This is a genomic window from Nonomuraea sp. NPDC054003, from assembly GCF_055585125.1.
Genome location: NZ_JBVJKR010000001.1, coordinates 464,657 through 487,673 on the forward strand (window position 1 = coordinate 464,657; position 23,017 = coordinate 487,673).

Sequence of the window (23,017 nt, forward strand, 5' to 3'; positions counted from 1 at the left end):
GGGCCCGCGCCGCCGCCATGTCGGTCCGCACGAGCTCCGGCCCCCTTCTTGGTCGGCGGATTCAAACCTCCCTGTAGGCGGCGCGCGGGGGTTTGGCGGTCAGCCTGCGGTAGAGCATCGTGGTGCCCGGCCAGTTGTTGGTGACCCGGCCGTCGGCGGTCTTGTACCAGCTCCGGCAGCCGTCGCCCCACACCATGCGCCCCATCGCCTCGTCCAGCCGCCGGCGCCAGGCGTCCATGACCTCCGGCCGCACCTCCAGCCGGCGGCCGTCCGACAGGTGCGGCAGGCAGTTCATGATGTGGTTCACCTGGCATTCGATCATGTAGATGATCGAGTTGTGCCCGAGGTTGGTGTTGGGACCGTACAGCAGGAACATGTTCGGGAAGCCCGGCGCCGCGATGCCCAGGTAGGCCTCCGCGCCGCCGGCCCACCGGGTGGCGAGGTCCACGCCGTCGCGGCCCGTGACCCGCATCGGGGCGAGGAACTCGGTGCTGCGGAAGCCGGTCGCGTACACGATCGTGTCGGCCTCGTGCACCGACTCGGTCGTCTGCACGCCCTTCTCCGTGATGCGCACGATCTTGTCGGTCACCACGTCCACGTTGGGCCTGGTCAGGGCCGGGTAGAAGCGGCTGTCGATGACCACCCGCTTGCAGCCCGGCGGGTAGTCGGGGGTGAGCCTGGCCCGCAGCTCGGGGTCCTTCACCTGGTCGCGCAGGTGGTTCAGGGCGCGCCTGCGCAGCAGGTCCTCGCTCCAGCCTCGGGCCAGCGCCGGGTAGAGCGTGGCTTCCGCGTACCGGTAGATGTACTCGCGGTAGGCGCGCTGCAGGCCGGGCACGAACCGGAACGCCAGCCTGACCGCGGCGTTGAAGGTGGCGTCGGGCTTGGGGATCACCCAGTTCGGGGTGCGCTGGAACACCTCCAGGCGCTCCGCCTGCCGGGCGACGGGCGGGATGAGCTGGGCCGCCGACGAGCCGCTGCCGATCACCGCGACCCTGCGGCCGGTGAGATCCTGCGAGTGGTCCCAGCGGGAGGAGTGGAAGGACGTGCCGGCGAAGTCGTCCATGCCGGGGATGTCGGGCAGGCGGGGGCGGTTGAGCTGGCCGACCGCCATGACCAGGACGTCGAAGGCCTCGGTGGTGCCCGAGGCGGTGAGCTGCCACCGTGAGCCGTCGAAGGTGGCGTCGGTGACCTCGGTGCTGAACCTGATTTTTCGCCTGACGTCGTATTTGTCCGCGCAGTGTTCTAAATAGCCCAAGATTTCCGGCTGTTCCGGATATCTCCGGGTCCAGCTCGCGTACTTCTCGAACGAGTACGAATACAGATGCGACGGGATGTCGCAGCCCGCGCCGGGGTAGCTGTTGTCCCGCCATGTGCCGCCCAGCCCGCCCGCCTTCTCGAAGATCGTGTACGAGCGGATCCCGGCGCGTTCGAGCCGGATCGCCATGCATAGTCCGCCGAAGCCCGCGCCGATGATCGCGACCCTAGGTGTCATGCCACCCCTCCACCGAGTCAGGATCCACTTACATTACGCCGAACCAGGTTCAGTGCCCACCCCTCGCCCGGACTCGCCGCCATGACCGACGGAGATCGCGCCGGCCGATAGTCTGCCCTGGTGGCTGCATGGAACCTGACCGACGTGATCGACGTGCTGGAGGCGGCTTACCCGCCCGGCCGGGCCGAATCCTGGGACGCCGTGGGCCTGGTCTGCGGCGACCCGGCCCAGAGTGTGGAGAAGGTGCTGTTCGCGGTCGACCCGGTCGCCGCCGTCGCCGACGAGGCCGTTGAGTGGGGCGCCGACCTGATCGTCACGCACCACCCCCTCTACCTGCGCGGCACGACCACCGTCGCCGCCACCACGCCCAAGGGCAGGCTCGTCCACCGGCTCATCAAGAACGACATCGCCCTGTTCACCGCCCACACCAACGCCGACGTGGCCAACCCGGGCGTTTCCGACGCCCTGGCCCGCGCCGTCGGGCTGACCGGCGACCTGGTGCCGCTGCAGCCGTTCGCCGACGACCCGTGGCGTGGCCTGGGCCGCGTCGGCGACCTGCCGGAGGAGCTGACGCTGGGCGAGTTCGCCGCCCAGGCCGCCGCCGGGCTGCCCGCCACCGCCTGGGGCATCCGCGTCGCCGGCTCGCTGTCCCGCCGCGTCTCGCGTGTCGCGGTCAGCGGCGGCGCCGGCGACTCGCTCCTGGCCACCGCGCGCGCGGCGGGCGTGGACGTGTTCCTCACCGCCGACCTGCGCCACCACCCGGCCAGCGAGTTCGTCGAGGCGGGCGGGCCCGCGCTGATCGACGCCGCCCACTGGGCCACCGAATGGCCCTGGCTCGACACCGCCGCGTCCATCCTCACCGCCAGGGGCGTTAACGTTGAGACACGTGTCTCCGCCACGGTCACCGATGCTTGGACAAGAGGATATTGATCATGAAAGCAGCCCCCGAGGTCCAGAAGAGGCTCCTCGACCTCGCCGAGCTCGACTCCGCGCTCGACCGGCTGGCCCACCGCCGCCGCAGCCTGCCCGAGCTGGCGGAGATCGACGACCAGTCCAAACGCTACGCCAAGCACGCCACCGAGGTCATCGAGGCCGAGACCGAGGCCGGTGACCTGGCGCGGGAGCAGACCAAGGCCGAGAGCGACGTCGACACCGTCCGCACCCGCATCGAACGCGACCAGCAGCGTCTCGACTCCGGCGCCGTGTCCTCCGCGCGCGACCTGGCCGGCCTCCAGTCCGAGATCGTCTCCCTGAACAAGCGGCAGAGCGACCTCGAAGAGGTGGTGCTGGAGATCATGGAGCGCCGCGAGGCCGCCGACGCCCGCGCCGCCGACCTCAAGACCCGGCGCGACGAGGCCAGGGCGACCCTGGCCGACGCCGAGTCCCGCCGCGACGCCGCCCTCGCCGAGATCGACAAGGAGACGGGCGAGGTCCGGTCCCGCCGCGCCGCCGTCGTCGGCGACATCCCCGCCGACCTGCTCAAGCTGTACGACAAGCTGCGCGAGCAGTACGGGGTCGGCGCCGCCATGCTGCAGGGCGGCCGCTGCCAGGGCTGCAAGGTGGCGCTGTCCATCGCCGAGATGAACCAGATCAAGGCCGCCGCCGACGACGAGGTGGTGCGCTGCGACGAGTGCCGCCGCATCCTCGTCCGCACGGCGGAGTCGGGCCTGTGACCCCGTCCCCCCGCGCTGAGAGGAAAGAGTGACCGCCTACATCGTCGAGGCCGACGGTGGCTCCCGCGGCAACCCCGGCCCGGCCGGCTACGGCGCCGTCCTCCGCGACGCGGCCGACGGCCGGGCCCTCGCCGAGGCGGCCGAGGCCATCGGCGTCGCCACCAACAACGTCGCCGAGTACCGCGGCCTCATCGCCGGCCTCCGCCTGGCGCTCGACGTCGGCGGCGAGGGCGCACGGGTGGCCGTGCGGATGGACTCCAAGCTCGTCGTCGAGCAGATGGCGGGCCGCTGGAAGGTCAAGCACGAGGGCCTGCGCCCGCTCGCCCTCGAAGCGGGCAAGCTGGCCAGGCGGCTGCGGGTGACGGAGTGGACCTGGATCCCGCGCGCCCGCAACGAGCACGCCGACCGCCTGGCCAACGAAGCGATGGACGCGGCCGCCCAGGGCCTCTCCTGGAAGTCCGGCGGGACGCCGTCCGGGGGCGCGTCCGTTCTGGACACGGGCCCGCCGTCCGGAGGCACGCCGGCGCCGGGCACCACGCCCCGGTCCTCCACCCGAGCCCCCCGCCTCGTGGAGCAGACCGACCTCCTCGACCTGTCGGGCCCCACCGCCTCCGTCGCCACCACCCAGCAGCGCACCGCCAAGGGCACCGGCTGGGCCCCGCCCACCCGCGTCGCCACCTCGCTCGTCCTCCTGCGCCACGGCGAGACCCCGCTCTCCGTCGAACGCCGCTTCTCCGGCCTCGGCGACCCCGAGCTCACCGCCAACGGCCTCGCCCAGGCCGCCGCGGCCGCCGACAGGCTCACGCGCGACCCGTACAAGCTCGACGCCGTCGTCACCTCCCCTCTCACCCGCGCCAGGCAGACGGCCGAGACCGTCGCCGAGCGCGCCGGCCTGGACGTGGAGACCGACGAGGACCTCAGGGAGACGGACTTCGGCGCGTGGGAAGGCCACACGTTCACCGAGATCCAGCGCCGATGGCCCGCCGAGCTGGCCGCCTGGCTCGCCGACCCCGACGTCGCCCCGCCGGGCGGCGAGAGCTTCACCGCCGTCGCCGACCGCGTCACCCGCGCCCAGCGCCGCCTCATCGACAGGTACGAGGGCCGCACCGTCCTGCTGGTCTCCCACGTGACGCCCATCAAGACCCTGCTGCGCCTGGCCCTGGACGCGCCCCCGGCCGCCCTCTACCGGATGCACCTGGACCTGGCCTGCCTGTCGCTCATCGAGCACTACGCCGACGGCAACCCGGTGGTGAAGTCCTTCAACGACACCGCCCACCTCCGCTGACGGTTCGCGCTCTCGTACAAGTCCAGGAGCCGGTCGTGCCGGGCGCCGCCAGAACACCCGGCACGACCCCTGGCGCCACCGCCCCCCTCAGGCGATGACACCCCGTCATCTCATCGTGCGGATCTTGTCATTTGGTTGCGGACCGCTTGCATGCGCTAACCTCGACACCGGACGAGCCGGCCGGGCGACCGCGTCGGGCCTCTTCACGAGGCCCGCCGAGGAAGGTCCGGGCTCCACAGGGCAGGGTGGTCGGTAACGCCGACCCGGGGCGACCCGCGGGAAAGTGCCACAGAAAGCAAACCGCCTTCCGGATATCCGGGAGGTAAGGGTGAAAGGGTGGTGTAAGAGACCACCAGCGCCCACGGTGACGTGGGCGGCTCGGTAAACCCCACCCGGAGCAAGGTCAAGAAGGGACGTTCCCCCCGGGGACCGTCCCGCGTGCGCCGCTTGAGGGCTGCCCGCCCGAGGCGCACGGGTAGACCGCTCGAGGCCGCCGGCAACGACGGCCCTAGATGGATGGTCGCCCCTTCGCCTCGGCGAAGGACAGAACCCGGCCTACAGGCCGGCTCGTCCCCTCTCCGTCCCTGTGACCAGGGGCGGAGCACCGTTCAGGATTGCCTGTTCCGTCAGATTCGGACGCAGAAGCGCGTCAATCGCCCCGCGCCCGAGATCGTCTTGGTCCGGGAAGAGGCGCCCGTAGGTGTCCATCGTCTCGGCGATGGTGGCATGACCTAGACGGGTCTGGATCGCCTTCGGGCTGAGGTTCGCCTTCGCCCCATCACGACCGACCTCGGCGCACGACTGGGCAGCCCCGCGGCTGGCCCGCTACCCGGAGGGTGGGACGACCGCACACGGGCAGCTCAGGCGGTTGCTGCGCTTTGATATCGCGTTCAGACTTGTGAGTTGCCTCTGCGATCAGCCGAAAGTGATTCATCCTGCCAACCGTTATACGATAGCCTTACTTTCGTCGCTTATTAGGCGATTGTGTCCGATATATGAGCTTTCCTCTGTCGCCACTTAAAGGAGTGAAACGAGTGTCTGCCTCCTACCCTGACAACGGAACGGACGACACCTCGTCTCGGTACCCCAGTCGCACACCGTTGTGGCCCGCTCTGGCAATGGTCGCCTCTTGGATCCTTGGCATCCTGTGGATCGTCGTGTACTACGTGAACCCAAACCTCCCGCTTCTCAGCGAGCTGGGGAATTGGAACCTGCTCATCGGCTTCATGCTCCTCATCCTGGGTGTGGTTTTCGCGTTGATTCAAACAGTAGTAGCCATCGCGTCGGCACGCCGTAGACCCTGACCCCGCTGCCCGGCCAGAGACGACGCATCAATGCAGAGACGTGATTGGGTGATGAGCCCATAGGGCGCCAGTCCGGGAGTCGCACCAGGTGAACCTGCTAGAAGCAATTCCTCAGGTCAGAACCTCGATCGCGGATCAACACCAGGTCGGCGGAACCTTGCGACCAGAACCCGGCCTACAGGCGGGCTCGTCCTCCTCTGCCTCTGTGACCAGGGTGGAGCGCGGTTCAGAATCCGCGGTGGTGCTTGAACTGTTCTGAATGCAGAAAGCGCTGGACAGCGGCACTCTTGGCTTGAACGACAATCGGGCCGTCAAGGGGTGCGGGCCATATCTGAAGATAATGGTCATCGACGCCGTCATGTCTCGCGCCTTCCCAGTCCATGCCCTTGACGTGATACCGAATGCGGTAGGTTCCGGGCCCGGCCTGGAGAGGGGGCAGGGGCCACATCACGGCCGTGTCGTAGGTGAACCCGCTCATCTCCACTTCGCCCGACTTGGACACGTAACTGACTTCCACGATGTCCTCGTAGGTAGCGAGATCTGCCCCGGGGTCCCGGTCGGCGATTGTCACGGTGAAGTCGGCCGGCCCCCACTGATGGGTGATATGGAGGGTGACCCAACCCTTCTCCACCTCGATGATCCCAACGGACTGGGCGGGTGTTTCGGCGTAGCCGTCGGGTTCCCTGTCCTGCAGACCGGCGATGCCACAGTCGGCGACTTCGACTGTCACGCGTACGGTCCGATATCCGGCGTTACTCATGAGTGGAGAGCATAAATGCCACCACCGACAAGATCGCCTGGAGTCCAGTTCGTACAGGGCTGGATGTGCTGAAAGGACTTCGGTTTGTCTCTGTTCCACCACGAACCAGACGACGCCAGAAGCCCCAGGCAATAGCTGAAATCCAGTTCCGCAGCTGTGAGACGAGATCAAGGAGCACCCAAGGTCACGCCAGATGCGCAAAGCATCGTCTTCGCCCACCAGGCGCTCCGCGCCCAAGAGCTCAGGCTGTGTTTCCTGGGGGGCACGGCCCCCCAGACCCCCGCTCAAACCCGCTTCGCCGCGCCGTTGACCGTAGCCGTTCGATCAACCCCTCACGTTCACGTCCGTGCCTTGGTTGCCTTTCTGAACAGCTCGATAGACACATGCTGAGAACGGCGCGGGTCTGAGGCCACTGCTCAATGTCGGAGACCGTTGAACCCGGATGCCGCCTGCCAGTCCTTGACCTGGACGGATTGCGGGAACTTCTCGCCGAGGACTGTGCCCAGATCCTTGCTCCGATCAGCGATGGCAGAAGCCGGGCGCGAGAGCTGCAAGGCGGAAGCGCCCAAGGAGAGGGCGCTGTCGAGGTCGCGGAGCTGTGCTTTGGCGATGGCGAGGTCGAGCAGGCTGATTGCCCGCCGGGTGGGGGAGCTGCCGGGGGCGGAGGCGTAGAGGTCGAGTGCTTCCTTCGCGTGCGTCTCGGCCGACCGCGGATCACCCAGCCACAGGTACGAGGTGGTGGCGAAAGAGTGGAAACGGGCGACGTCGGCGGAGAACAGTCCGGCCTGGTGAGCAGGCAAGTGATCTGGCGCGGAGCGCAGGGTTCCAAGGCCTCTGCCGAGCCTGGCGTTGATCCGCATCGTCTGAGAGACCAGGCGCGCGGCGGCTGATCCGCCGGCGGGCGCGCGGGCTGCACCGGTTCGCGCCGCGCGAAGGGCCTCGGCCGGGCGATTGCCGTACAGCAGGATGGTCGCCTCCACGTCCTTGGCCCACCCTGCCGTTTCGGCGTGCTCTGCCTCGTCGGCGTGTCGCCAGGCGTCATGGGCGTAGGCGAGGGCGGTTCGTTGCTTGCCACCGTCGTGGGCGAGCCAGGCGAGGATGGTCGAGAGCCAGGCGGCGTCCACGTAGAGATCACGGCGCTGGCGCAGCGTGGTACGCCGCTGGAGCAGGGCGGCGACGCGACGACGGTCCTGCCGCGCTGGTTCCCACAACTCCGAGGCGGGTTGCGTCGCGTAGTCGGTGCCGTATGTGGCGATGGCCTGCCGTAGTTGGTCAAGTGTTGCCGCTCCCACGTCCGTTTCCTCGCTGTGGCGGGTGAACTCGCGGGGCTCGGCGTCCTCCGGCAGGCTGGCGAGAGCAGGCAGGAGGGCGGCGAATCTGAGGGCGTCTCGGCGGTTCGTAGGATCACCGTCCTCGGTGTCGGTCTCTTCTCCATTGATGGCAGCCGGCCCTTCAGGGAACAAGGCCGGTTCGTCGATCGACAGCGCGCGACAGTAGAGCAACCGGTAGCGCTCGCTCAGAACGGTGATCTTGCCTGACTCCCAGCGCCGGATGGAGCGTACGAGAGCATCATGATCGGGAAGGGCGTCGCGCTCGGAGCCTGCCGCTTGGCGCAACTGCCGAGCCATCGTGTGGACGTCCCAGCCGAGGGCCTTTCGCTGTGTACGGATGAGCGTGGCCCACTGGGGGAACCACGCGCTTCCTCGCACCATTTCACCTCCGTAAGCGCGCTAACACTGCAGTGCTCCTGATGCTGTCGATTGTCGCCCTTGTCGAAACCGCGGTCACCTCAAAGACACACACGGACACGGAGTGTGTCCGTCACTGCTCTTGATTGTCGCCCTCCGCGACCGCTCAGGCATGTCCTCTACTGGAATCCATGCGCTTTCGGCGGAGCGAGGGATGGGACATGGCGGAGCCGGTTGGGGTGGCGGATCGCTCACACTCTCTTGGGCAGGGCATGGTCTGGCGGCTCCGGGACGATGCGCAGGCGGTGGGGGACGCCCGCGACCTTCTCCGCCGTGCGCTCCTGCTGGTCGGTCTGCGGCCGGACCTCGTGGACGACGCGGTTCTGATGGTCAGCGAGCTGGTCACCAACGCGGTGCTGTACGGTGCCGCGCCGTACGAGCTGGTGGTACGGGTCGATCCGGTCGAAGTGGTCTGCATGGTGGTCGACGCCGGGGCCGCTCTCCCGCAGCTGCGGGGTACGGATGCTCAGGCCGAGAACGGCCGGGGGTTGTTGATCGTGGCGGAACTGTCGGCCGGGCTCTACGGCTGCATCCCACAGAGGTTCGCCACGTGCCCTGAGGTGGAGGGAAAGGCGACCTGGTTCGCGCTGCCCCGTACGGAGGGCTGGCGATGAGTATCACAGCTTCCACGCGACCCCTGTCTCGGTAGTCGGCGTTGATGGTGCGCCGGGCCAGGGCTTGGAGCGGTAGCAGGTCATCTACAGGGTGATGGCGTTCTTGGCGCGGTCGAGCGACTCCTCCGAGGCCGGCCCGCCCGGGTTCTCGGTCGCCAGCGCCTGGTTGAGCTCGACGAAGGGACGCATGCGCGTCTCGTACCGGGAAAGCGCCGTCGCGTGGTCGGCTGCGGCGAGTTCGGCGGCGAGCACGTACGCGCCGACGAGGGCGAGGCCGGTGCCCTGGCCCGACAGCGGCGAGGCGCAGTAGCCGGCGTCGCCGAGGAGCGTCACCCGGCCACGCGACCAGGAGTCCATCCGCACCTGCGCCATGGCGTCGAAGTAGAAGTCCGGCGCCGTCTCCATGGCCGCGAGCAGCTTGGGCACCTCCCAGCGCAGCCCGCCGCACCGCTCGGCGACGAGCCGGCGCTGGGCGTCGAGGTCGCGGTGGTCGTACGGTACGGGATCGGACTCGAAGCCCAGGTTGACTCGCAGTTCGGTGTTGTCGCGCACGGGGTAGACGCCGCCGCCCGCGCGGCCCTCGCGGATCCAGACCTGCCAGTCGTCCAGGCCGAGGAAGTTGTCGGCGGTGAAGATCGACAGGTAGGTGCCGAGGTGGTGGACGAACTCCTCCTCGGGGCCGAACGCCAGCCGCCGCACCGTGGAGTGCAGCCCGTCGGCGCCCACGACCAGGTCGAAGGTCCGCGGCCCGCCCTTCTCGAACGTCGCGCGCACGCCGTGCTCGTCCTGCTCCAGCGCGATGATCGAGTCGTCGAAGACATACTCGACGTCCTGCCTGGTCCGGTCGTACAGGAGGGTGGTCAGGTCCTCGCGCAGCAGCTCGATGTCGTCGTTGTCGAGGCGGCCGCTGCTGATGGCGTGCTCGGTGGACCGCATGATCTCGTTGCCGTCGCCGTCCAGCATGGACATGCCACGCATCCGGGTGCGTACCTCGCGCAGTGGGGCCAGCAGGCCCATCCGGTCGACCACGTCGAGGGCCACGCCGCGGATGTCGATGGCCTGACCGCCGGCGCGCGGCGCGGGCGCCCGCTCGACGACGGTGGGGGTGATGCCGTGGCGGCGCAGCCAGTAGGCGAGGGCGGGGCCGGCGACGCTCGCGCCGGAGATGAGGACGGTGGTCATGCTCGCTCCTTGTGTTGCGGTCTTCGCGGACCTGAATGTACAGCGTACTAATTGCGAGTGCAACGCTCTGACCTGCATTTATGTACTAGGACAGCGAGGGCTGTGCTAGTTTCTGTGCTAGTACAGATGGATGAAGGAGCAGGTCGTGACCGATCCCACCGGGCCGCCCTATCTGCGCATCGCCGCGGAGATCCGCCGGAGCATCGCCGACGGCCGGCTCAGGCCGGGCGACCGGGTGCCGTCCACCCGCCAGATCGCCAGGGAGCACGGGGTGGCGCTCGCCACGGCCACCAAGGTCCTCAACCGCCTGCGCGAGGAAGGGCTCGTGCACTCCAGACCCCGCGCCGGCACAGTGGTCGCCGCCCCCGCCGAGCCGCGCGAACCCGCCGAGCCGCCTGGCCCTGCTCAGCCCCCCGATCCCGCAGAGGCGGGTGATCACACCCCCGTCTCTGCGCGTGCCCCGGCGCGGGCGCGCGAGCCCGGGGACCAGCCGCGGCGTCGCGGGCCGCGACCGGCGGGGCAGCCCGACAGCGAGCTGAGCCGGGACCGGGTCGTGCGCGCCTCGATCGACCTGGCCGATGCCGAAGGGCTGGACGCGCTGTCCATGCGCGGCGTCGCCGCACGGCTCGGCGTGGCGACCATGACCATCTACCGCTACGTCGCGGGCAAGGAGGAGCTGGTCCTCCTCATGGCTGACGCCGCGTTCGGCGAGCTGGGCTATCCGGGCGAGCCGCGAGCCGGGTGGCGGGCCCAGGTCGAGCGCGCGGCGCGCACCCTGTGGGCGGTGCATCGCCGCCATCCGTGGCTCGCCCAGCTCAACTCGCTCTTCCGGCCGCTGCCGCTGTCCAACCTGCTGGCCCACGGCGAGCAGCTGCTCGCCGCGCTGGAGAGCCTCGGCCTGGACGAGACGACCAGGATGGACCTCCAGGTGGTGATCTACAGCCACGTCCAGGGCCTGGCCGTCCACCTCGAACGCGAGGTCCTGGCCGAGGCCGCCACCGGCCTGTCGGAGGAGCAGTGGATGGAGAGCCAGGGGCCCGCCCTCGGGTCGATCGCCGCGACCGGCGCCTATCCGGCCTTCTCGCGGCTCATGGCCGCGTTCGGCCGCGACGGCTACGACCTCGACCTCGACCGGCTGTTCGAGCTCGGCCTGCGCACCCTCCTCGACGGCCTGACGGTGCTCGTGGAGGAGCCCGGACAACACGGAAGGTCACGAATGAGATCGATGTCTTGATCGGCCCGACACCGGGCTGTTAGACAGGGGCAGCGGTTGCTCAGGCCCGAGGAACGGTGGTCCCCCCATGCAGCAGTCCGTTCTCACCACAGTCATGCTCCCCGCCGCGCTCGCACTGATCATGTTCGGGCTCGGGCTGTCCCTCACCCTCGGCGACTTCGCCCGCGTGGCGACCCGGCCCAAGGCCGTGGTCGTGGCCCTGGTCGCCCAGGTGCTCGTGCTGCCCGCCGCCTGCTTCGGCCTGGTCGTGCTGTTCGGCCTGGACCCGCTGCTCGCCGTCGGGATGATGCTGCTCGCCGCCTCACCCGGCGGGACGACGGCCAACCTCTACAGCCACCTGTTCGGCGGCGACGTGGCGCTCAACATCACCCTCACCGCCGTCAACTCTGTCCTGGCCGCCTTCACGCTGCCCGTGGTCGTCAACCTGTCGCTGAACCACTTTCTCGGCGACGGCCAGGACATCGGGCTGCAGGCGGACAAGGTGGTGCAGGTCTTCGCGATCGTGCTGGTGCCCGTCGTGATCGGCATGCTCGTACGGCGGCTCAGCGTGCGGTTCGCCGACCGGATGGACAAGCCGGTCAGGATCCTGTCGGCGCTGGTGCTGGCGGCGGTCATCGTCGGGGCGATCGTGCAGGAGCGGGAGCGGCTGGGTGGTTACATCGCCGCCGTCGGGCTGGTGGCGCTGCTGTTCAGCGTGATCAGCCTGACCGTGGGCTACTGGCTGCCCCGCCTGTTCAAGGTGGAGCGGCGGCAGGCGATCGCGTCCGGGATGGAGATCGGCATCCACAACAGCACACTGGCCATCACGATCGCGCTGAGCCCCTCGCTGCTGGCCAACTCGACGATGGCGGTGCCGCCCGCCGTCTACGGGGTGCTGATGTTCGGCACCACACTGGTCTTCGGCTATCTCGTACGCCGCCGCGCCGGCCTCGCCGAACCCGAGGAGCGCCTGCCGGCGGAAGCCTGAGCGTCCGCCGGGAAGGCGACCGCCGGTCAGCCGTCAGGAGGACGACCACCGGCGCGTCCGCGCCCTAGCTTGGGCGGAATGTTAGGCAACCCCGTGACCTTCCGCCGCACCGCGGCGGGCATCCTGCTCATCCTGGCCCCGCTGCTCCAGGCCGTCGCCGTCGTCGTCGACCCCGGCACCTGGGGCGACGACAGGGAAGCCGTCAGCTTCGGCGACAACCCGGCGCTCGCCCAGCTCCAGTCGGTGCTCTACCACTGGAGCTGGATCCTCATGGCCTTGGCCGCCCTCGGGCTCGTCCATCTCACCCGGCGCAAGGCCACCGCCTTCGGCCACGTGACCGGTGCCTTCACGGTCGTCGGCTACATCTCGGCCTCGGCCCTGTTGATGAGCGACCCCGTCGAGTGGTGGCTGGGACAGCGGTACCCGCCGGAGGAGTCACAGCGGATCATGGAGGAGATGCTCGGCCTGCCCGGCGTCATCTGGGGCTTCCAGCTGCCATGGTTGCTCTTCGGGACCCTCGGGCTGCCCCTGCTGACCGCGGCGGTGTGGCGGGCCGGGTTCGTCGGTTGGTGGGTTCCCGCGCTGGTCGCCGGCGGGTACGTGCTGTCCTTCCCGGTGCCGTACGGACCGCTGACAGCGGTCTTCTGGGCCCTGCCCGTCATCGGCCTCGGCTGGACAGGGCTGAAGATCCTGCGCATGGGGGACGCGGCGTGGGCCGCGTACTATCCGGCGGCCGTGCGGGCCGACGCCTGAGACCCGGGGGCTTACGCGGTGAAGGGCGGAGGCGGTGGTCCCACCGCCGCCGGCGGCCCTCGTCAGGGGACGCGGCTCGGCGGCGAGCGCCTCCGCCCTCCCGGCCCCTGGGAGTCAGGACCTCCGCGAAGAGCCACCTCGCGTACCCCGCACGCTAACCCCGGGCGGCCGGTCGAGTCTGTGCAGGAATACGCAGAACGGGCGCCCTAGGCTCACGCCTTCACGGAGAGCGAGGACGACACCGGCGGCAGCATGTGCACCCGGGCCGAGCCGATGTCGAAGTAGAGTCCCACCAGCTTCAGCCGGCCCGCGCGGACCTGGTCGTCGACCTTCCGGTAGGTGCGCAGGTTGTCCAGCTGCTGCTGCACGTTGACCTTGCAGAGCAGGTCGAGCGCGTCGGCGTCGAGCCGGTCGCCCGCGGTCTCGATGAACCTCGCCAGGCTGTGGTTGCCGTGACGCAGCCAGCGCCGCATCGACGGCAGGCTGCCCGCCTTCACCCCGCCGCTCAGCAGCCCGGCCATCGCCCCGCAGCCCGAGTGGCCGCACACCGTGATCGTGTGCACGCCCAGCACCTGCGTCGCGTACTCGATCGCCGCCCCCATCGAGTCGTCGTGCGGCTCGGTCCCGCGGCGCGGCACCAGGTTGCCGATGTTGCGCACGGTGAACAGGTCTCCCGGGCCGCTCGCGGTGATCAGGCTCGGCACGATCCGCGAGTCCGCGCACGTGATGAACAGGTGTGTCGGCTGCTGCTTGCGCGCCAGCTCGGTGAAGATGGGCCGCACCAGCGGAGCCGTGCGCCGGTGGAACTCCCGCGCGCCCTCGGTGAGCCGGCAGTCGGCCTGACCGGGCGTGCCGTGCGGCGGCTCCACCCGCTGCGAGGCGCGGGAGCGGCGGTGCGCCCACGGCAGCCACGACCGGTCGGGGCCGCTCGACAGGGTCTTCGCCGGATACATGCGCACCCCGCTGGCCGCCATCGCATACCACTCGTCGTGCAGCTCGTCGATGTCGACCGTGCCGCCGAGCCGTTCGTGGTCCAGCCGCCACGCGTGGATCGCCTCGAAGGCGGCGTTGTCCATGAAGTCGATGTTGAGGTCCAGGTCCACCGGCGCCCCGGCGGGGATGGCGCGCAGCTCCTGCGTCAGCCTCGGCACGCCGAGGAACGTGAGCGAGCCGGAGATCGTCGCGTGGTAGCGGCCGTCGGGCTGCTGCCGCGTCCGCACCGTCACCCCCGTCAGCCTGCGCAGCGCCAGCAGCGCCGCCAGCGCCAGCCCGAACAGCACGCCCTCGGCCAGCCCGAGCAGGATCACCGCCGCCATGGTCACGATGTAGACCGGCACCTCGCCATGGCCGTGGACCTTGCGGATGTGGCCCAGGTTGACCATCTGCACGCCGATGAACACCAGCAGCGCCGCCAGCGCCTCGATCGGGATCAGCTGGATCGACCACCCGAACCCGATCGCGAACACCAGCACCCACACCCCGTGCAGAATCGTCGAGACCCGGCTGCGGGCGCCCGCCCGCGCGTTCGTGGTGCTCCGCACGATCACGCCCGCCAGCGGCAGCCCGCCCAGCGCCCCGGACACCATGTTGGCCACGCCCTGCCCCGTCAGCTCCTGGTCGAGGTCGGCGCGCGGCCCGGTGTGCATGCTGTCGACCGCCACCGAGCACAGCAGCGACTCCACCCCGGCCAGCAGCGCCACCAGCAGCACCGCCCCCACGACCATGTGCCAGTCGCCCTGCGGCAGCACCGGGAACGTCCACTCGGTGAACGCGCCGGACAGGTCGATGCGGGTGACGTCCCACCCGAACGCCCAGGCCGTGACCGCCGCGACCAGCAGCGCCGCCAGCGGCGCGGGCACCACCTTGACCTGCTTGGGCAGCCGCATCCAGAGCGCGAGCACCCCGATCGTCAGCATCCCGACCGCGATCTTGTGGCCGTGCGGCTCGACGAGCTGGCCGGGCAGCTCGATGATGTTGGCCAGCGCCGAACGCTGCGGGCTGCCGCCGAGCACCACGTGCAGCTGCGACAGCGCGATCACCACGCCCACCCCGGCCAGCATGCCGTGCACGACCGCGGGGGAGACCGCCAGCGCCGCCCTGGCCGCCCGGAACACCCCCAGCAGGAGCTGCACCGCCCCCGCCAGCAAGGTGATCATGCAGGTGGCCCGCCAGCCGTAGGTCTGCACCAGGTCGGCCACCACCAGCGACAGGCCGGCCGCCGGGCCGCTCACCTGGACGGCGGAGCCGCCCAGCGCGCCCGCGACCACGCCGCCCACCACGGCGGCGATCAGCCCCGAGGCGAGCGGGGCGCCCGAGGCCATCGCGACGCCCAGCGAGAGGGGCACCGCGACGAGGAAGACCACGATCGAAGCGGGCACATCATGGCGGAGTGTGCTCAGCAGGCTACTCTGCGTAAGGCGGACCATGCGCAAACCCTAGCGGGGCCGACCCTCATTTGAGTGGCCCGCTAGGGGTTTTACGGATTCCTGTCTCGCTCCCGCGACGCCGATCAGCGGTAGTAGTCGGGGAACTCCTGCTCGGGCGTGGTGCGCCGGTGACCGCCGCCGTCGCGACCGGTCTCGGCCGCGCCGTACGTGTCCGCGCCGTAACCGGCGTTCGCCGGAGGTGCGGGCCAGGCCGCCTGGGAGGTGGCCGGGTTGGCGAAGTCGCCGGTCTCGTACGCGAACGACTGCGGCGACGGGGCGGGCATCGGCGTGGACGTCGGCGCGGCGAGCACGTCGTCGTAGGCCGGGACGGGCCTGGCGGGCGCGGCCGGGGCGGCGCTCGCGGGGGAGGGCCCGGACAGGGCGTCGGAGTCGTCGGCCACCGCCCAGCCCGCGCGCACCTCGTAGGAGGAGCGGTACGGCTGCTGCGGCTCCTGGAAAGCGGGCCAGGAGCCGCTCGTGGCGCCGGGCGCCGGGTCGTCGAGGATGTCGGGCGACGGGGTGGCGGGCCAGCCTCCGGACGCGGTGGTGGCGGGCTGCGCGGGCCAAGAGCCGCCCGGACCGGCGGCGGGGGAGCCCCCGTTGTAGGCGGGGAACGGGTCGCTGGTCGGCGCGGCGTTGATCGGCGCGGCGGGCACGGCCGGGAAGGAGCCGCTGGAGGCGGGGTCGACCGCGGGGAAGGAGCCGCTGCCCGCGCCGGGCGCGGCGGCGTATCCGCCGGTGGACTGCTGGGGGGCGCTCTGGGCGCGGCTCTGGCCGCGGCCCTGGGCCGCGCGGGAGCCGCCGGTCTGCCGGGCGTCGGGGCGCGGCGACGGCACCGGCTGGGCGCCCGCGCCGAGGATGCTCATCACGTCCGATGTCTGCGCCGAGAACGTGACCGTGCGCTGGTCGGCCAGGTCGGAGGCGGACGGCGCGGGACGCTGCACCGGCTCCACCAGGTCGGCCAGACCGGCGGCGGCGGGGCTCGGCGCCTTCGCCGGCCGCTGGGGCAGCGGAGCCTGGACGGTGGCCGCGTTGGGGTCGACGGCGGCGGCGTCGACCGGCGTGGGCCTGGTGCGACGGGGAGCGGGACGCTGGGCGGGGCGCTGGGTCTCGGTGGAACGGTCCCTGGCAGCCGGCTCACTCTCGCGCTCGGCCGGCCTGGACGCCGCCTTGCGGGCCGCGACCGTGCCGCCGGCGCCGAACCCGCCCTCCTCGGCGTCGCTGCGGATGTTGGCCCAGAACTCCTCGTCGTCGTCGTCCGAGCGAGGGTTGCCCCACTCGTCGACGCCCCGCTTGCCGCGTTGGCCGGTGCGGACCGGCTTGGGCTTCGGTTCGTCGATGGGGCTGAAGTCGGGGCTGAACTTGGTCATCTTCGGCTCGGCGGCCGCGAACTGATCAGTGGAGCGGGTGACCGTCCGCTCCTCCTTCTCGGCCATCTCCTTCAGACGTTCAGGAGGAAGCGAGCTCTCCCTGCGATTCATCGAACGCATGCCCAGTGCCACGACGACAAGCACGAGGAGCACAACAGCGACCAAGCTCACTACGACCGCAGTCATTGCACCACCCTCAAAGCCATGGCCTGCCTTCGGCACCGGTGAGATCGCGCGGCCATCGACGCGACCTGCCCCCTTTGATCACCAGCACCTAACAATTGGATCTGATTCTGTCGGACCACGACGAGCGTTGTCACACCCTAAGTGAAGAATTGGTAACCAGAACTACGCTCCGTGTCGTCCGTCTCACTCGATGTTCACCGCCGTGAGCCGGCCACGGGCGATGGTGCGATCCGCGATCCTCTTCAGGACCGTGGAAAGGGACGCGCCCTCCTCCACGTCGACCTTCCCGCTCAACGTGTAGACGCTGAAACGGTAGGTGCCCTTGCCCACGCAAGGGGGCTCGTAGCCCGCCTTGCCGCTGGTGACCTTGGCCTGACCTGACCCCTCCGGCGGGCTCTCGGCGGCGTTGGGCCCCAGCTCGGTCGTGGTGGCCGGGATGTTGTAGAGCACCCAGTAGACACCTGACGACTCGGCGGAGTTGGAGTCGACGACGATCGCGACGGTCTCGGCCTCCTCAAGAGGCCGGCTCGACCAGCGCAGCGGCGGGCTGCCCTGGCTGCCCTGGCACGAGAACTGCCGCGGCAGCGGCCTGCCCTCGCGCAGATCGGGGCTCGAGACGTTGATCCGCGCGATCTCCTGCGCCTCGGACGTGCCGATGATGGTGCCGCAACCGGACACGGTGAGCACAGACGCCACCGCCGTCACCATGACGGCGGCACGTCGCACTCGCCTCGTCCTGTTACACAGCCCCATGCCGCACGATGCTACGCGCGTCTCGGGCATGCGCCGACCGTTTCGGAAGGGTCGGTGGCCGGTAAAGCCCGGCAAATCCGCCACCGGCCGGAGCGGCAGAGGGGTGACGGTGGGCGCGGTCGCGAGCTCCGCCGTCCTCGATCAGGGGAAGCGGGGGCGAGACGTCCCGCCTGCCAAGATCACCTACCACCGCCTCCGCGCCGTGTCTGGCCTGCCGCTTCTCGACGCGGGCCACCCCGCGCCGCCGGACCGGATGATCGCCCGTTTCTGGGACGACCGGACGCTGTCCGCGGCGCGAAAAACGCCGCGGGCACCGCCTCCGCGCCCGCGAACCACCCTCCGAAAAAACCGCCCCCGAAGCCCTCGCCGATCACCACCCGACAACCACTGACCGATCCGTACGCGATCCGGCCCGCTGATTCGATACTGCTCGATCCAACCACGGGTCGAGCGGCGTGGCGGACGCGCGCCGCGTCGCCTCCGGGGGCGCTTGGGAGCTACCCGCCTTGAGGATGGTTTCCGGTGGGACGCCGGGCGTCCGAGGATGGCTCGGAAGGTCGTCCCTTCTTCAGAACCGGGCGGTCAGTGCCTCCCGAGCGATGCCCGAACGGCAGTCTGAATGGCCGGCTTCGTCGGTTAGGGGAAGGGTTCGTGCCAACGCCCGCCCGCCGCCGGCGAACAAGATGGTCAGCCTCGGATCGTCGGGCGTGAATGAGATCATTCACGCCCGACGCCGGAACACCCTGATCGCCAGCGGCGCGAACACCACCATGAACCCGGCCGCCCACAGCAAAGAGATCAGCGCCGGCCGGGCCACCTCGCCGCCGATCAGCAGGCCGCGGATCGCGTCGGAGAGATGTGTCACCGGGTTGACCCCCGCCCACGCCGCCAGCCAGGAAGGGAACGTGTCGGGGTTGACCAGCGCGCTGCTGGTGAACGTCAGCGGCATCATCACCGAGAAGGAGAACATCTGCACCTTCTCCGGATTGGACGCCGTCAGCCCGATCAGCACCGACATCCACGACATGGCCAGCGCCACCACCACGAGCAGCGCCAGCGCCCCCAGCAGGCCGGTCACCCCGGTCGTCACCCGGAACCCCAGCACCATGCCGAAGCCGATGAGCAACGCGAACGCCCACACCTGCTTGAACGTGTCGGCGATGATCCGCCCCGCGAGCGGCGCCGACCGCGCGATCGGCAGGCTGCGCAGCCGGTCGAAGACGCCCTTGGCGATGTCGGTGTTGAGGCCGATGGCCGTGGACAGCGTGTAGAACAGGGCGTTCTGCACCAGCAGCCCGGGCAGCGCGAACTGCAGGTAGTCACCGGTCGATCCGGAGATCGCGCCGCCGAACACGTACGTGAACAGCAGCAGGAACATGATCGGCTGGATGCTGAGATCGAGCAGCTCCCACGGGTTGTGCTTGATCTGCACCAGGCTGCGCCAGGCCAGCGTCAGGGTCTGGCTCACGGTGGCGCCGGGGCTCACCCGCCTGGGCGGCGCCGGCAACGTGGTCGCGGTCACGCGTAGGCCTCCTCGTCGTCCTTGGCCGGCTCCTCCGCGCGGTGCCCGGTCAGCGCCAGGAACACCTCGTCGAGGCTGGACTTGCGCAGCGTCAGCTCAGAGGCGACGATCCCCAGGTCGTCGAGGCGGCGGACCACGGCCGGCACCACGGCGGGGTCGCGCACGGCCACGGTCAGCCGCCCGCCCGACACCTCTGGAACCTCGCCCACGATCTCCTCGACCACCTCCGACACCACCGGCACCTGGTGTCCGGCCATCGGCCGCACCTCCAGCACCTGCGCGCCCGTGGTGGCCTTGAGCTCGTCGGACGTGCCCGAGGCGATCACCTTGCCATGGTCGAACACCACGATGTCGTCGGCGAGCTGGTCGGCCTCCTCCAGATACTGGGTGGTCAGCAGGACGGTCACGCCGTCGGCCATGAGCCCCCGCACGACGCCCCACAGCTCCGTGCGGCTACGCGGGTCGAGGCCGGTCGTCGGCTCGTCCAGGAACAGCACCTGAGGGCTGCCCACCAGGCTCGCCGCCAGGTCGAGCCGTCGGCGCATGCCTCCCGAGTAGGTCTTCGCGGCCCGCCCGCCCGCGTCGGACAGGTCGAACCGCTCCAGCAGGGCCGTGGCCCGCCCCCGCGCCTCACGCCTGGACAGGCCCAGCAGCCGGCCGATCATCACGAGGTTCTCGACGCCGGTCAGCATCTCGTCGACCGCCGCGTACTGGCCCGTCAGCCCGATCAGCGAGCGGACCTGGTGGGCCTGACTCGTCACGTCGAACCCGAGCACTGACGCCCGGCCGGCGTCGGGCGTCAGCAGCGTCGCCAGGACGCGCACGGCGGTGGTCTTGCCCGCGCCGTTGGGGCCCAGCACGCCCAGCAGCCTGCCGGGCGGCACGGCCAGGTCGACGCCGTCGAGCGCCCTGGTCTCCCCGTAACGTTTGACCAGGCCTTCGGCCTCGATCGCGTAGTGGTTCCCCGTCATGGGGACACTCTGCCTGAGCCCACCGACATTCTTCGGATCCGGATCCGGACACCGGTGACAGATCAGCGATATGCCACGAGCCCTAAGCTGGCCTTGTGACGTCATCAGGTCCTTTGCGCGATCCCGCCAACCGCGTCTCGCCCCGGGCCCGCGGGCTCTGGCTGCTGGAGGCGCTGATCGGGTTCGTGCTGCTGGTCGGCGGGTCGGTGCTGGTCGCCGGCTGGGTCGGCGGCAGCGGCTGGCCGTGGGTGCCGCAGTGGTTCGCCGCGCGGCCGTGGCTGCTGCCGGTCACGGTGGCGGTCCTGACCACGCCGTTCCTGCTGGCCGAGCCGTTCGTGCGGTACGCGGTGCACCGGTGGGAGCTCTCTGGTGACGTCGTCTACGCCCGGCAGGGGTTCCTGTCCAGGGAATGGGTGTTCGTGCCGGTGAGCCGCATCCAGACCGTCGACAAGGGGCAGGGATGGATGGAAAGGATGCTGGGGCTGGCGACGCTGGAGATCCGCACCGCCTCCCACGCCGGATCGTCGACGATCAAGGGGCTGGACTTCCGGGTGGCGGCGGAGCTCGCGGAGGCGCTGGCGCACCGCGCCGAGCAGCTCAGGGACGACGCGACATGACCGGCCCCACCGGCCACCCGCAGCCGTCCCCCGACCCACCGCCCGAGAGGACTCCCGGCGAAGACACCCCGGCCCCGAGCGCCGGCCCCACAGAGCAGACGCCTCATAAGAACCCTGCACCCCGCGAGGACGCCGCACCCCGCGAGGACGCCCCACCCCGCGAGGGCGTCGCGCCTGGGGAGGACGCCGCGCCTCGGGAGGGCATTCCAGCTCGCGATGACACCCCGCCTCGTGAGGGCAGCCTCTCTGAGGTGGGTCCGCATGGGGAGGCCGGGTCCGGTGCGGGTGGGGCGCCTTACGGGGGTGGATCTCCTGAGGGGCCGTATGCGTCTCCTGGCGGGCCGTACGGGGGTGGTGGGTCTCCTGGTGGGCCGTACGCGTCTGCTGGAGGGTCGTATGTGGGAGGGCCGCCGGGGCCGTTCTCGGTGCCGCTGCGGTTGAGCCCCAAGGTGCTGCTGATCGATCCCGTACGGATGCTGCCCTCGCTGCTGGTGCCCCTGGTCGGTGTGCTGGTGGTGGGCGGGTTCTCGCCCAGGTCCTACCTCTGGGCGGCGTTCGGCCTGGTCGGGACCGTGGTGTTCGCCCTCGTCCGATGGGCGACGTTCACGTACGAGATCGCCGGCGACCGGGTGGAGATCAAGCGCTCGCTCATCAGCCGTTCGATCCGCACCATCCCGCTGGAACGGGTGCGCGGCGTCGACGTGTCCACCCCGCCCATGCACCGCCTCCTCGGCCTGGCGGTCCTGAAGATCGACACCGGCGCGAGCGGGGGCGACGGCGAGGCCACCCTCGACGGCGTCACCGTCGGGGAGGCCGAACGGCTCAAACCCCTCCTGCTGCGCCGCGCCCGCACAGAGGCCACCCCCACCGCCAGACCCGAGGAGGAGAGGCACGCGGAGGGGGTGCCGTCGGAGCGGGTCATCTTCGCCGTCCCGCGCAGGTGGCTGCTGTACGGGCCGCTGTCGGGCGCGTACCTGCTGACCCCGTTCGCGCTCGCGGGCGGCGCCGTCGGCCTGGCCTTCCAGTGGGGCGACGACCTCGGCTTCGGCCGCAACGCCGCATGGAGCGTCGGAGAATGGCTGTGGCAGCGCCCCTCGCTGCTGGTGGCGGCCATGGTGCTGCTGATCGTGGCGATGCCGATCGCGGGCGGCGTCATGTACGCGGTCTTCAACTGGGACTTCCGGCTCAAGCGGCGCGACGGCTACCTGGTGGCCGAACGCGGGCTGATCAACCGGCGCAGCGTGTCGCTGGAGTCCCGGCGGGTGCGCGGCTACGAGATCGTCGACGGCCTCGCCGAACGCTGGGCCGGTGTCGTCCGCGCCTGGGCCATCGTGACCGGGCTCGGCGACTCAGAGACCCGCGGGCAGCTCCTGCCGGTGGTCCCCCGCGCGGACGCCACGGCGGTCACCGGCGACGCCATCGGCCCCTACCAGGCCGAACTGCGGCCCCACCCGCCGGTCGCCCGCAACCGCCGCCTGTTCAGGGCCGTCTTCCCGTGGCTCGTCCCGGCGGCGCTGGCCGGCCTGCTGCTCCTGCTGACAGGGCTGACCGTGTGGTGGGTGCTGCTCGTGGTCTCCCTCGTCATGGCCGCCCTGGGCGTTCCCCTGGGCCTCGACCGCTACCGCTCGCTCGGCCACGGCTACGACGGCGACCGCGTGGCGGTCCGCTCGGGCTCGCTCAGACGGTCGACGGCCGTGGTGGAACGCCGCGCCGTGGTGGGCTGGCGGCTCCACCAGACGTGGTTCCAGCGGCGGGCGGGCGTCCTCACCCTGACGGTGGGGGCCGGCGCCGGCAAGGGCGGATACTCGGCCATCGACGTCTCCGAAGCCCAGGGCAGGGATTTCCCCGCCGAGGTGACACCCGAGTGGCTGGCCCCGTTCCTCAACCCTCCACCCGGCCCGCACACCCCCTCCGATCCTCCGTCCACCGGCTGACCCCTGCCCCGGGTGTGACAGGGCACGGGCAGCCCTTCAGAGGCACTTCTTGTCAGCGGTCAGGACTGCCGGGTCACGCGTACGGTGAAGCGGGCGGCCAGGCGTCCGCCGCTTGCCTGGGCCGGGCAGGTGAGGCCGCAGTCAGTACAGACCCTGGCGGGCCCTGTGAGCTGAGGCCGCGGCGCGCTCGTACCTTGGCGGGCCCTGTGGGCTGGGGCAGTACAGA

The 23,017-nt window shown here is 70.5% G+C and carries 19 protein-coding genes and 1 other RNA gene; 11 read left to right on the forward strand and 9 right to left on the reverse strand.

Annotated elements, in window-relative coordinates:
- Positions 1 to 61: 61 nt before the first annotated feature.
- A complete protein-coding gene (locus ACZ6YG_RS01930) occupies positions 62 to 1,492 on the reverse strand; it encodes a flavin-containing monooxygenase (RefSeq protein ID WP_219543104.1) in 1,431 nt (476 codons plus the stop codon).
- 120 nt (positions 1,493 to 1,612) lie between these two features.
- On the opposite strand from ACZ6YG_RS01930, the gene ACZ6YG_RS01935 reads away from it, so the two are divergent.
- The 5 genes from ACZ6YG_RS01935 (at position 1,613) to ACZ6YG_RS01955 (ending at position 5,754) form a co-directional block, all read left to right on the forward strand.
- A complete protein-coding gene (locus ACZ6YG_RS01935; protein ID WP_261808398.1) occupies positions 1,613 to 2,422 on the forward strand; it encodes a Nif3-like dinuclear metal center hexameric protein in 810 nt (269 codons plus the stop codon).
- A gap of 2 nt (positions 2,423 to 2,424) precedes the next feature.
- Positions 2,425 to 3,165 carry a zinc ribbon domain-containing protein gene (locus tag ACZ6YG_RS01940; protein WP_466016946.1) on the forward strand — a complete coding sequence of 247 codons (741 nt, stop codon included), beginning with the start codon at positions 2,425 to 2,427 and terminating at the stop codon, positions 3,163 to 3,165.
- Between the two features lie 28 nt (positions 3,166 to 3,193).
- Entirely contained in the window at positions 3,194 to 4,450 is a 1,257-nt protein-coding gene (locus ACZ6YG_RS01945; protein WP_466016947.1) for a bifunctional RNase H/acid phosphatase, read from the forward strand.
- Between the two features lie 172 nt (positions 4,451 to 4,622).
- Positions 4,623 to 5,024: RNase P RNA component class A (rnpB, locus tag ACZ6YG_RS01950), an RNA gene on the forward strand.
- Between the two features lie 421 nt (positions 5,025 to 5,445).
- Complete coding sequence (locus ACZ6YG_RS01955) at positions 5,446 to 5,754, forward strand: cell division protein CrgA (RefSeq protein ID WP_466016948.1); 309 nt, start codon at positions 5,446 to 5,448, stop codon at positions 5,752 to 5,754.
- A 226-nt stretch (positions 5,755 to 5,980) separates the two neighbouring features.
- On the opposite strand, the gene ACZ6YG_RS01960 is transcribed toward ACZ6YG_RS01955, so the two are convergent.
- Together ACZ6YG_RS01960 and ACZ6YG_RS01965 are read right to left on the reverse strand one after the other, a co-directional pair.
- On the reverse strand, positions 5,981 to 6,514 hold the full coding sequence (locus ACZ6YG_RS01960; RefSeq protein ID WP_466016949.1) for a hypothetical protein: 534 nt from the start codon (positions 6,512 to 6,514) through the stop codon (positions 5,981 to 5,983).
- A gap of 416 nt (positions 6,515 to 6,930) precedes the next feature.
- Positions 6,931 to 8,142, reverse strand: coding sequence for a tetratricopeptide repeat protein (locus tag ACZ6YG_RS01965; RefSeq protein WP_466016950.1), 1,212 nt, complete (start codon positions 8,140 to 8,142; stop codon positions 6,931 to 6,933).
- Positions 8,143 to 8,423: 281 nt separating this feature from the next.
- On the opposite strand from ACZ6YG_RS01965, the gene ACZ6YG_RS01970 reads away from it, so the two are divergent.
- Positions 8,424 to 8,876: an ATP-binding protein gene (locus tag ACZ6YG_RS01970; protein ID WP_466016951.1), complete on the forward strand. Its 453-nt coding sequence runs from the start codon at positions 8,424 to 8,426 to the stop codon at positions 8,874 to 8,876.
- Positions 8,877 to 8,960: 84 nt separating this feature from the next.
- Here the strand turns inward: ACZ6YG_RS01970 and ACZ6YG_RS01975 are convergent, their stop codons facing one another.
- Positions 8,961 to 10,058: an FAD-dependent monooxygenase gene (locus tag ACZ6YG_RS01975; RefSeq protein WP_466016952.1), complete on the reverse strand. Its 1,098-nt coding sequence runs from the start codon at positions 10,056 to 10,058 to the stop codon at positions 8,961 to 8,963.
- Positions 10,059 to 10,203: 145 nt separating this feature from the next.
- Here ACZ6YG_RS01975 and ACZ6YG_RS01980 point away from each other — a divergent pair, with 145 nt between their 5' ends.
- The 3 genes from ACZ6YG_RS01980 (at position 10,204) to ACZ6YG_RS01990 (ending at position 13,012) form a co-directional block, all read left to right on the forward strand.
- A complete protein-coding gene (locus tag ACZ6YG_RS01980) occupies positions 10,204 to 11,292 on the forward strand; it encodes a TetR/AcrR family transcriptional regulator C-terminal domain-containing protein (protein WP_466016953.1) in 1,089 nt (362 codons plus the stop codon).
- A gap of 67 nt (positions 11,293 to 11,359) precedes the next feature.
- Positions 11,360 to 12,259 (forward strand): bile acid:sodium symporter family protein, encoded by a 900-nt coding sequence (locus tag ACZ6YG_RS01985; RefSeq protein ID WP_466016954.1) that lies wholly within the window; start codon positions 11,360 to 11,362, stop codon positions 12,257 to 12,259.
- Positions 12,260 to 12,337: 78 nt separating this feature from the next.
- A complete protein-coding gene (locus tag ACZ6YG_RS01990) occupies positions 12,338 to 13,012 on the forward strand; it encodes a hypothetical protein (protein ID WP_397197627.1) in 675 nt (224 codons plus the stop codon).
- A gap of 212 nt (positions 13,013 to 13,224) precedes the next feature.
- Here the strand turns inward: ACZ6YG_RS01990 and ACZ6YG_RS01995 are convergent, their stop codons facing one another.
- From ACZ6YG_RS01995 to ACZ6YG_RS02015, 5 genes are all read right to left on the reverse strand, one after another.
- Positions 13,225 to 15,390, reverse strand: coding sequence for a SulP family inorganic anion transporter (locus ACZ6YG_RS01995; protein ID WP_466016955.1), 2,166 nt, complete (start codon positions 15,388 to 15,390; stop codon positions 13,225 to 13,227).
- Positions 15,391 to 15,521: 131 nt separating this feature from the next.
- The gene (locus ACZ6YG_RS02000; RefSeq protein ID WP_466016956.1) at positions 15,522 to 16,874 is read right to left on the reverse strand and encodes a hypothetical protein; all 1,353 of its coding nucleotides are present in this window, start codon (positions 16,872 to 16,874) and stop codon (positions 15,522 to 15,524) included.
- A 303-nt stretch (positions 16,875 to 17,177) separates the two neighbouring features.
- A complete protein-coding gene (locus tag ACZ6YG_RS02005) occupies positions 17,178 to 17,690 on the reverse strand; it encodes a YbhB/YbcL family Raf kinase inhibitor-like protein (RefSeq protein WP_261808401.1) in 513 nt (170 codons plus the stop codon).
- A gap of 778 nt (positions 17,691 to 18,468) precedes the next feature.
- A complete protein-coding gene (locus tag ACZ6YG_RS02010) occupies positions 18,469 to 19,269 on the reverse strand; it encodes an ABC transporter permease (RefSeq protein ID WP_148030291.1) in 801 nt (266 codons plus the stop codon).
- Positions 19,266 to 20,240 (reverse strand): ATP-binding cassette domain-containing protein, encoded by a 975-nt coding sequence (locus ACZ6YG_RS02015; protein WP_397197624.1) that lies wholly within the window; start codon positions 20,238 to 20,240, stop codon positions 19,266 to 19,268. Before ACZ6YG_RS02015 ends, ACZ6YG_RS02010 begins: the two co-directional genes overlap by 4 nt.
- Positions 20,241 to 20,335: 95 nt before the next feature.
- On the opposite strand from ACZ6YG_RS02015, the gene ACZ6YG_RS02020 reads away from it, so the two are divergent.
- Both ACZ6YG_RS02020 and ACZ6YG_RS02025 read left to right on the forward strand, forming a co-directional pair.
- Positions 20,336 to 20,857: a PH domain-containing protein gene (locus tag ACZ6YG_RS02020; protein WP_261808402.1), complete on the forward strand. Its 522-nt coding sequence runs from the start codon at positions 20,336 to 20,338 to the stop codon at positions 20,855 to 20,857.
- Positions 20,858 to 21,255: 398 nt separating this feature from the next.
- Positions 21,256 to 22,791: a PH domain-containing protein gene (locus tag ACZ6YG_RS02025; RefSeq protein WP_466016957.1), complete on the forward strand. Its 1,536-nt coding sequence runs from the start codon at positions 21,256 to 21,258 to the stop codon at positions 22,789 to 22,791.
- Positions 22,792 to 23,017 lie beyond the last annotated feature (226 nt).